This is a genomic window from Polaribacter sp. (genome assembly GCF_965656025.1).
Classification (GTDB): domain Bacteria; phylum Bacteroidota; class Bacteroidia; order Flavobacteriales; family Flavobacteriaceae; genus Polaribacter.
On record NZ_CBFHJT010000078.1, the window covers coordinates 1 to 9877 of the forward strand.

A 9877-nucleotide genomic window follows, 5' to 3' on the forward strand; every position below is an offset into this window, starting at 1 on the left:
AAACTAGCACAATACGATTCGTGACACAAAAAAGAACCACCTTTCATAACATGTTCTAGTTGATAAGGATTTGAAGGCATATAAGACTTATCTGCCCCAGTTGGGTTATTTAAAACTTCATTTGGATTTAAACTTTTATAATAATTTACATTAAACAAATCTGTTGTTATTTCCCAAACATTACCAGCCATATCGTATATCCCAATATTATTTGCGGGATATGATTTTATGGGTGATATATACTCAAAACCATCTTCTGAAATATTACTTGTTGGAAATTGTCCTTGCCAAGTATTTGCATTTGCATTTAAATCTGCTGGATTGTTACCCCACACAAAAGTTAAATCTCTGCTATTACCCTGTGCTGCAGACTCCCATTCTGCTTCTGTTGGTAATCTTCTGTTAGCCCATTTACAATAAGCCAAGGCATCATTATATGCTATGTGTACAACAGGATAATTGTCTTTGCCTTCGATGGAACTTCCTGGTCCTTCTGGTTGTTGCCAATTAGCCCCAATTTTCCAACTCCACCATTGTTGGTAGTTGTTCATAGATACAATTTTACCTGCATTTTTATTAAAAATTAAACTACCTGGTTGTAAAATAGAATCTGCTGGTTTTAGTGTTCCTGCAGGTAAATCTTTTTTTATTTCATCCCAATTTATTGATTTTTCTGCAACTGTAATATAATTTGTTGCTTCTACAAACGCTCTAAACTGCTTGTTGGTAACTTCGTGTTCATCAATATAAAAACCGTCTACATATACTTCATGGGCAGGTTTTTCTCTCATCATTGCATATTTATCTCCTTCTTTTGCCCCCATTAAAAATGTTTTACCTTTTACCCAAACCATACCTTCTGGAGCCTCCGATTTCAGAACCTTCTGTTGTGCAGTATTTTCTATATTTACTGTATTATTTTTGTTTTTTGTTTTGCACTTCGTAAAAATAGATATGCATAAGATTAAAAAAAATAATTTTATATATGTACTTTTTAACATCATTTAAAGAGATTAGAGATTTTAGCTAATATTTCAACTTCTTTTATCTAACGAAAATACAACAAAATACAGTTTCAAATTAACAATTACGTTTAACTTTTAGAGTATGGCTTTTATTATTAATTTGTATTTTAAACATTATACTATTTAAATATAAAGTTTTATACGTTCTTAAATTTTATCATAGTTTTTTTTTATTATTAAACGATACATTTAACAAAAGATTATTGTTTAATAAAATATTAATTTTATTAAACATTTGTATCTTTACATAAATTTAAAGTTATTATGGCGCGCAAGAAAAACATCACCAAAGAAAATTTAATTACCTGGTACATGGAGTTTGTACTAGAAAACAATCATGATCCAAAATCGGTTTTTAGTTTTGCCAAAGAGCACAATTTTGAAGAAGCAGATTTTTACAAATATTATGGCTCTTTTGAAGCGATAGAACAATCTATTTTTAGTGAATTTTTTAACAACACTATAAAAGTATTGGCTAAAAGTGAAGAGTACCCAAACTACGATGCAAGAAACAAATTATTAAGTTTCTATTTTACCTTTTTCGAAATGCTAACTCTAAATAGAAGTTATGTAGTATATGCATTAAAAAACAAAGATTTAAAAAGTTTAAAATCTTTAAAACACTTAAGAGCAGACTATCGAACTTTTGTAAGCAACATTGGCATCGAAAAAATAGATTTGAAGCAAGAGAAGTTAGAAAAAATACAAGACAAAGCAACACAAGAATCTTCTTGGATGCATTTGCTAATCACTTTAAAATTTTGGTTAGACGACACGTCTCCATCTTTTGAAAAAACAGATATTTTTATAGAAAAATCTATCAACGCTCGTTTTGACTTGATGGACATTAAACCTCTGAAAAGTATCATCGATTTTGGAAAATTCATTTTAAAAGAAAAAGTGAATTTTAATTAAAATCATTTAAAACCATAACAGTAGCTATAAGCTCATAAAAAAAAATGAAAACACTAGACTCCATACCCACTTCTAAGATGCAAAGAGCATCAAAACTAGTAACCACAGGTGCTAAAATTGGTGTAAATTATTTAAAATACTATGGTGATAAGATTACCAAAACAGAAGAGGAAGCAAAAGCCAGACTAAATGAAAACAATGCTGGAGATATTTATGACAGTTTAAAACAACTGAAAGGAAGTGCTTTAAAAGTAGCACAAATGCTAAGTATGGAAAAGAATATTTTACCACAAGCTTACGTAGAAAAATTTTCTTTGTCTCAGTTTTCTGTACCCCCATTATCCCCTGCTTTAGTTACTAAAACATTTAAAAAATATTTTGGTAAAAACCCAAATGAAATTTACGATAAATTTAATTCTGTTTCAGTAAATGCTGCAAGTATTGGACAAGTGCATAAGGCAGAAAAAGATGGAAAAACATTGGCTGTAAAAATCCAGTATCCTGGTGTTTCAGACAGTATAGCATCAGACTTGTCTTTGGTAAAACCCATTGCTATTAAAATGTTTAATATTAAAGGTAAAGATTCCGATAAATATTTTAAAGAAGTAGAAAATAAATTGGCAGAAGAAACAAACTATGTTTTAGAAGTTGAACAAAGTCAAGCAATTGTAGAAGCATGTAAACACATCCCTAACTTAAAATTCCCTAATTATTATCCTGAAATATCTTCAGATAGAATTATTACTATGGATTGGATGGATGGTGTTCACTTATCTGAATTTACAACAGAAAATCAAGAAACTAGAAATAAGCTTGGGCAAGCTCTTTGGGATTTTTACATGTTTCAGATTCATAAACTAAAAAAAGTACATGCAGATCCACATCCTGGAAACTTTTTAATATCTCCAGAAAACGAGCTTATTGTCATCGATTTTGGATGTATGAAAACAATCCCTAATGAATTTTATGTTCCTTATTTTGAATTGGCAAACGAAGAAAGTTTAAAAGACCCTGTGTTTTTCGAGAAAAAATTATTTGAGTTAGAAATTTTAAGAGAAGATGATTCACCTGAGGAATTGGCTTTTTTTAGTAATATTTTTCATGAATTATTAAGCTTATTTACACAACCTTTTAATAACGAAGTTTTCGATTTTTCTAATGAAAAATTCTTTGGAAGAATTTCTGAATTAGGAACTAAATACGCAAAAAGTACCGAGCTAAAAAATATGAATGGTAATAGAGGCTCTAAACACTTTATCTACATCAACCGAACATTTTTTGGTTTGTATAATTTAATGCACGATTTAAGAGCAAAAGATGTGAAAATTAATAATTTCAATTCTTTATAATGGCTTATTTTAATAGAAAAGATATCGATAATTTAGATAAAATCTATAGAATAAACTTAATTAACAGTTGCTCTGGGTTTAAATCTGCCAACTTATTGGGTTCCATCTCAAAAGATGGTATAACCAATGTTGCAGTGTTTAGTTCTGTTGTTCATTTAGGCTCTAACCCACCAACTTTAGGGTTTATTTTAAGACCTACAACTGTACCGAGAAATACCCATAAAAACATTAAAGAAATTGGCTACTTTACCATCAATCATATTTATGAAGATATTATAGAAGATGCACACCATACATCTGCTAAATACCCAGAAGATGTTTCTGAGTTTGACATGACCAACTTAGAAGAAGATTATAAAGGCGATTTTAAAGCGCCATTTGTAAAAAATGCCCCTGTACAAATGAGCATGAAGTTTGTAGAAGAGGTTTATGTACCTTCTAATGATGTGATGTTAATCGTATCTCAAATAGAAGAATTATACGTACAAGATAATTTATTACATGATGATGGTTTGATAAATTTAGCAACAGGTAAAGTTGCTACCATAAATGGTTTAGACACCTACGCCATTCCAAAATTTAAAAAGCAATTAACTTACCAAAGACCTAAAAAAAGAGAAGAAAGTGTATGAGAATACTCGTAACAGGAGCAACTGGATACATTGGCAAAAGACTAATTCCTTTATTATTAAATGATGGACATACCATTATTTGCCCTGTTAGAGATAAAAAACGCGCCCAAAACTACTATAAAAATCAAGAAAACATTGTACTAATAGAGGCAGATTTTTTAATCAGTCATTCTTTAGAGGCAATTCCTGAAGATATAGATATTGCTTATTATTTAATACATTCTATGTCTAATTCTGCAAGAGAATTTCATGTTTTAGAAGAAAAATGTGCCATCAATTTTAAACGCTTTGCAGAAAAATCTAACCTAAAACAAGTAATTTATTTAAGTGGTATTACAAATGACACGAAACTATCTAAACACTTACTTTCTAGAAAAAATGTAGAAAACACATTGGCTTCAGACAACTATGCATTAACAACTTTTAAAGCAGGTATTATTGTAGGTTCTGGTAGTTCTTCTTTTGAAATTATTAGAGATTTGGTAGAAAAACTACCAGCAATGATTGCCCCAAAATGGTTAAATACCAAAACCCAACCTTTGGCTGTTAGAGATGTACTATCTTTTTTACACAAAGCCTTGGCTAAAAAAGAATTGTACAACACTTCGCATGATATTTTTGGACCAGAAATTTTAACTTATAAAGAAATGCTTTTGCAGTTTGCAGAAGTTAGAAAACTAAAAAGATACATTTTAACAGTACCAGTAATGACGCCTAAACTGTCTTCTTACTGGCTATATTTTGTAACCTCTACTTCCTATAAATTAGCCTCTTCTTTGGTAAATTCTATGGGTGTAGAAGTAATTGGTAAAAAAAGCAACATCAATAAATTATTGGATGTAAACCCAATGAGTTATAAAGATGCCGTAAAATTAGCCTTTAAAAAAATAGAGCAAAACAGCATTATATCTAGCTGGAAAGATTCTTACATCAGTAGTGGTAAACTAAAGAATTTTGTACATAAATTTATTAATGTACCAGAATTCGGTTGTTTTAAAGATTTTAAGAAAAGAAAGATTAAAGACAAACAAAAATCTCTCAATAAAATTTGGGCAATTGGTGGTGAAACTGGTTGGTATTATGGTACTTTCCTATGGAAAATTAGAGGTTTTTTAGACCAGTTTTTTGGAGGTGCAGGTTTAAGACGTGGTAGAAGACATCCAACAGAGTTAAATGCGGGTGATGCCTTAGATTTTTGGCGTGTAATTTATGCTGATAAAGAAAAGGGGAAATTACTGTTGTATGCAGAAATGATTTTACCAGGAGAAGCTTGGTTAGAGTTTAAAGTGGAAGATAATTTTATATATCAAACAGCAACTTTTAGGCCTCATGGACTTGGAGGTAGGTTGTATTGGTATGCAGTTATGCCATTTCATTGGTTCGTTTTTAATGGGATGATTAATAACATTAATAAATAATTGTGAAAAAGCAGCATCTCCCAGAAAAAATTTGTGTGGTTTGTAACAGACCTTTTACATGGAGAAAAAAATGGGAAAAGAATTGGGAAGAAGTAAAATATTGTAGTAAAAAATGCAGGAGCAACAAAAAAATACAGGTTTAGTTTGGTTTCGTAATAACTTACGTGTAAACGATAATATCTCTTTAAAAAAATCTATAGAAAATAATAATAAAACCTTTGCGGTTTATTTTTTTGACCCAAAACTGTTTCAAGAAGATGCTTATGGTTTTAAAAAAACAGCAAAATTTAGAGCTAAATTTTTAATAGAAACCATTGCAGATTTACAAAGAAATCTAGCAAACTTAAATATTACACTCCTAACCTACTTTGATAGTCCAGAAAACAAATTACAAAAACTTTGCAAAGAATATGCTGTAACTGACATTTATACACAGAAAGAATGGACAAAAGAAGAAACAGAAACAAATAAAAAAATTAGAAAAAAATTGCCTTCTGATATTTCTTTTGTAGAAGATTATGATCAATTTTTATATCACCCAAATACAGTTTCTAAAGACTTTTCTAAAATACCCAATGTATTTACTGCTTTCAGAAAAAAGTTAGAAAAAACAGTTGCAGTGCAAGAAGAAAATAATATATCTAAACTTTCTAGTGATAATTTACTAGAGATAAAAACAGAAATACCAACCTTAGAAAACTTAGGCTTTTCTGATTTTAAAATACCAAATAAAACCGCATTTCCTTTTTTAGGAGGAGAAAGTGAAGCTTTAAAAAGGTTAGACAACTATTTTTTTGAAACCAAAAAAGTAGCTTTCTATAAAAAAACAAGAAACGGATTAGTAGGTACAGATTACAGTACTAAATTTTCTGCTTGGTTAGCAAATGGCAGTATTTCTGCAAAAACTATCTATTGGAAAATTAAAGAGTTTGAGAATGAATTTGGTGCAAATCAATCCACTTACTGGGTAATTTTCGAATTGATTTGGAGAGACTACTTTAAATACATTTCTTTAAAATACAACAATAAAATTTTTAAAATTGGTGGAATTCTAGACAAAGATTATCAATGGTATAATTACCAAAAAGACATTAATAAGTGGATATATGGCGAAACAAAAGATGATTTTGTAAATGCCAATATGATAGAGTTAAAAAAAACTGGTTGGATGAGCAATAGAGGTAGACAAAATGTAGCATCTTACTTTGCCAAAGAATTATTGTTAGACTGGAGAATTGGTGCTGCATATTTTGAGTCGCTATTAATTGATTATGATGTACATAGCAATTATGGTAATTGGATGTATGTAGCTGGTGTTGGTAATGACCCTAGAGATCGAAAATTCAACACAAAACTACAAGCAGAGCGTTATGATAGCAAGTATAAATTTAGAAAACTATGGCTAGAAAAAACCTTATTTTAAGATGGAAAAATTACGATTACTTCTTGGAGATCAACTAAACAGTAATCATTCTTGGTTTCACAAAACCGATAATGAAGTTACATATTGCTTGTTTGAAATGAGACAAGAAACTGATTATACAAAACATCATATACAGAAAGTAGTTGGTTTTTTTGCCGCTATGAGAAATTTTGCAAAAGAATTAAAATCGAACAACCATAAGGTTATTTATTATCAACTAAATGATAAAAAAAACACCCAAAGTCTTGTAGTTAATTTAGCAAATATAATTGATGAATATAACATCGAAAAATTTGAATATCTAGCACCAGACGAATTTCGTTTAGACAAACAATTAACCCAATTTACAACAGATTTAAACATCAAATTTGAGCAATTTTCTAGCGAACATTTTTATACAGAAAAAGAAGAATTAGCTACTTTTTTTAAAGGTAAAAAGCAATTTCTAATGGAAAATTTCTATAGAAATATGCGTAAAAAACACCAAATTTTAATGGTTGACAGTCAACCTGAAGGTGGCAAATGGAATTACGATGCTAGCAATAGAAAAAAGTGGAAAGGAGATGCTTTAATTCCACCAGAAATTAGTTTCGATAATGATGTGTCAGAAATTGTATCAGAACTAAAAGAAGCAAATATAGAAACTATTGGTAACATCAACCCAAAATATTTTGAATATCCAATTTCTAGAAATCAATCTTTAGAACAATTAGAATATTTCTGCGAGCATTTATTGGTGCATTTTGGCGATTATCAAGACGCAATGCATACAGATAAAATATATCTTTTTCATAGTAGAATTTCTTTTGCCATGAATACAAAAATGCTTTCTCCAAAAGAAATCATCAATAAAGTTTTAGAAACGTACAGAGAAAAAACGGATGAGATAGACATCTCTCAAGTAGAAGGTTTTATAAGGCAAATTTTAGGCTGGAGAGAATATATGAGAGGCATGTATTGGATGCTAATGCCAGATTATAAAAAAGAAAACTTTTTAGAAAATAAAAACAAACTCCCCAATTTCTTTTGGACAGGAAACACCAAAATGAACTGCCTAAAAAATGCCATTAACAACTCTTTAGACAATGGTTATGCACACCATATACAACGTTTAATGGTTACTGGTAATTTTGCATTGTTAACTCAAATAAATCCAGATGAAATAGATGCTTGGTATTTGGGCATTTATGTAGATGCCATAGAATGGGTGCAGCTGCCAAATACAAGAGGAATGAGCCAATTTGCAGATGGTGGAAAAATAGCTACAAAACCTTATGTTTCTAGTGGTAGTTATATTAGTAAAATGAGTAATTATTGTGATAGTTGTAGCTATAAAAAAACAAAGAAATTTGGAGATGATGCTTGCCCTTTCAACACATTATACTGGAACTTTTTAGACGAAAAACAAGAGAAATTATCATCTAACTTTCGTATGAAAATGATGTATAGTCTATTAAATAAAATGTCTTCAGAAGAGCGCACAAAAATTAAAGAAAAAGCGAATCATATTATAGAAAATATAGATGGATACTAATAAAGAAGAAATACATGTTGTTTGGTTTAAACGCGATCTGCGTCTAGAAGATAATGAAGCAATTCAAAATGCTTCAAAATCTAATAAACGTGTATTATTTTTATACGTATTTGAAAACACTCTCATAGAAGATCCACATTATGATTCACGCCATTGGGATTTTATCAAACAATCTATTGCCAATTTAAATGAAGATTTAAAAAAATACAATACCAAAGTTTTAACTGTACAAACAGAAGTGGTAACTGCATTTAATCAACTACTTACCAATTATAATGTTACCAACGTTTTTTCGCATCAAGAAACGGGTTTGCTAATAACTTATAATAGAGATAAAGAGTTTGCAAGATATTGTAGAAACAATTCTATCCATTGGATAGAAAATAACAATAATGGTGTTTTAAGAGGTTTGTTAAACAGAGAAGATTGGTTTGATTTGTGGGAAGATTACATGTTTAAACCTCTTATAAAAAATAATTTAAAAGCGTCTTCTTTTATTCATATTGATGAAATTAATCAACTAGAAAGATATTTTAACGTAGTCGATTTAACTACAGAAAAGCATCCTTATTTTCAAAGAGGTGGCACAAAAATGGCATGGAGATATGCAGATTCTTTCTTTGACGAAAGACATAAAAAATACATGCATCAAATTTCTAAACCTGCTTTGGCTAGAGAAAGCTGTAGTAGACTTTCTCCTTATATAGCTTGGGGTAATGTTTCAATTCGTCAAATTTTTCAAAAAGCACACCAACATAAAACAGCAACTAATAAAAAAAACTTAGGCGCTTTTGTATCTAGATTGCGTTGGCAAGCACATTTTATTCAGAAATTTGAAATGGAACACACCATGGAAAATGCGAGTATAAACAAAGGTTATCAAAAATTAAAAAAAAGTATTTCTGCAGAATACCAAACAGCATGGAAAGAAGGGCAAACAGGTTTTCCTTTGGTAGATGCCTGTATGAGATGCCTAATAGAAACTGGATACCTAAATTTTAGAATGCGTGCCATGTTAGTATCTTTTTTTACACATATTTTATGGCAACCTTGGCAAGATGCATCACAACATCTATCTAAACTATTTTTAGATTTTGAACCTGGTATTCATTTTCCGCAATTACAAATGAATGCAGGTGAAACAGGCATCAATGTTTTGAGAATTTACAGCCCCGTAAAAAATAGCAAACAACATGACCAAGATGCTATTTTTATAAAAAAATGGGTGCAAGAATTGGCAAAATTACCAACCGCTTTTATTCACGAGCCTTATTTAATGACTCCTTTAGACCAGCAATTTAACAATTTAATTTTGGGTAAAGATTACCCAAACCCAATTGTTAACGTAAAAATTGCTAGAAAAAAAGCTAGTGATGTACTTTGGAAAATGAAAAACGATTTTGAAGTACTACAGGAAAGTAGCAGAATTTTAAAAAAACACACTCTCTCAGATAGAAATAGATTGCTTAATAATTGATATCGTCTTTAAAATTATAATATATTGTTAATTTTTGTTTAACGTACAGCGTAAATGATTAAACGTAATCTATTTTTATGTATATTTGATTAATGATATTTAAC

At 29.9% G+C, this 9877-nt stretch carries 9 protein-coding genes; 8 read left to right on the forward strand and 1 reads right to left on the reverse strand.

Going from position 1 to position 9877, the window contains the following annotated elements; genetic code table 11:
* Positions 1-854 (reverse strand): formylglycine-generating enzyme family protein (locus ACTG3S_RS12605; RefSeq protein ID WP_439129699.1); only part of this gene is annotated, 854 nt, incomplete at its 3' end.
* Between the two features lie 435 nt (positions 855-1289).
* Here ACTG3S_RS12605 and ACTG3S_RS12610 point away from each other — a divergent pair.
* The 8 genes from ACTG3S_RS12610 to ACTG3S_RS12645 are packed head-to-tail and all read left to right on the forward strand — an operon-like array spanning position 1290 to position 9773.
* Complete coding sequence (locus ACTG3S_RS12610) at positions 1290-1940, forward strand: TetR family transcriptional regulator C-terminal domain-containing protein (protein ID WP_439129700.1); 651 nt, start codon at positions 1290-1292, stop codon at positions 1938-1940.
* A 44-nt stretch (positions 1941-1984) separates the two neighbouring features.
* Entirely contained in the window at positions 1985-3289 is a 1305-nt protein-coding gene (locus ACTG3S_RS12615) for an ABC1 kinase family protein (protein WP_439129701.1), read from the forward strand.
* Positions 3289-3921 (forward strand): flavin reductase family protein, encoded by a 633-nt coding sequence (locus tag ACTG3S_RS12620; RefSeq protein WP_439129702.1) that lies wholly within the window; start codon positions 3289-3291, stop codon positions 3919-3921. The genes ACTG3S_RS12615 and ACTG3S_RS12620 overlap by 1 nt, the downstream gene beginning before the upstream one ends.
* Complete coding sequence (locus ACTG3S_RS12625) at positions 3918-5339, forward strand: SDR family oxidoreductase (RefSeq protein WP_439129703.1); 1422 nt, start codon at positions 3918-3920, stop codon at positions 5337-5339. The genes ACTG3S_RS12620 and ACTG3S_RS12625 overlap by 4 nt, the downstream gene beginning before the upstream one ends.
* Before the next feature lie 2 nt (positions 5340-5341).
* Positions 5342-5482: a DUF2256 domain-containing protein gene (locus ACTG3S_RS12630; RefSeq protein WP_439129704.1), complete on the forward strand. Its 141-nt coding sequence runs from the start codon at positions 5342-5344 to the stop codon at positions 5480-5482.
* Positions 5452-6762 carry a DASH family cryptochrome gene (locus tag ACTG3S_RS12635; RefSeq protein ID WP_439129705.1) on the forward strand — a complete coding sequence of 437 codons (1311 nt, stop codon included), beginning with the start codon at positions 5452-5454 and terminating at the stop codon, positions 6760-6762. Before ACTG3S_RS12630 ends, ACTG3S_RS12635 begins: the two co-directional genes overlap by 31 nt.
* A gap of 1 nt (position 6763) precedes the next feature.
* Positions 6764-8296 carry a cryptochrome/photolyase family protein gene (locus tag ACTG3S_RS12640; RefSeq protein WP_439129706.1) on the forward strand — a complete coding sequence of 511 codons (1533 nt, stop codon included), beginning with the start codon at positions 6764-6766 and terminating at the stop codon, positions 8294-8296.
* Positions 8286-9773 (forward strand): deoxyribodipyrimidine photo-lyase/cryptochrome family protein, encoded by a 1488-nt coding sequence (locus tag ACTG3S_RS12645; protein ID WP_439129707.1) that lies wholly within the window; start codon positions 8286-8288, stop codon positions 9771-9773. The genes ACTG3S_RS12640 and ACTG3S_RS12645 overlap by 11 nt, the downstream gene beginning before the upstream one ends.
* Positions 9774-9877: the final 104 nt, after the last annotated feature.

Excerpts from the sequence above, each read along its gene's own strand:
- ACTG3S_RS12610 (WP_439129700.1), top strand. The coding sequence starts at position 1,290 with ATGGCGCGCAAGAAAAACATCACCAAAGAAAATTTAATTACCTGGTAC.
- ACTG3S_RS12615 (WP_439129701.1), top strand. The coding sequence starts at position 1,985 with ATGAAAACACTAGACTCCATACCCACTTCTAAGATGCAAAGAGCATCA.
- ACTG3S_RS12620 (WP_439129702.1), top strand. The coding sequence starts at position 3,289 with ATGGCTTATTTTAATAGAAAAGATATCGATAATTTAGATAAAATCTAT.
- ACTG3S_RS12625 (WP_439129703.1), top strand. The coding sequence starts at position 3,918 with ATGAGAATACTCGTAACAGGAGCAACTGGATACATTGGCAAAAGACTA.
- ACTG3S_RS12635 (WP_439129705.1), top strand. The coding sequence starts at position 5,452 with ATGCAGGAGCAACAAAAAAATACAGGTTTAGTTTGGTTTCGTAATAAC.
- ACTG3S_RS12640 (WP_439129706.1), top strand. The coding sequence starts at position 6,764 with ATGGAAAAATTACGATTACTTCTTGGAGATCAACTAAACAGTAATCAT.
- ACTG3S_RS12645 (WP_439129707.1), top strand. The coding sequence starts at position 8,286 with ATGGATACTAATAAAGAAGAAATACATGTTGTTTGGTTTAAACGCGAT.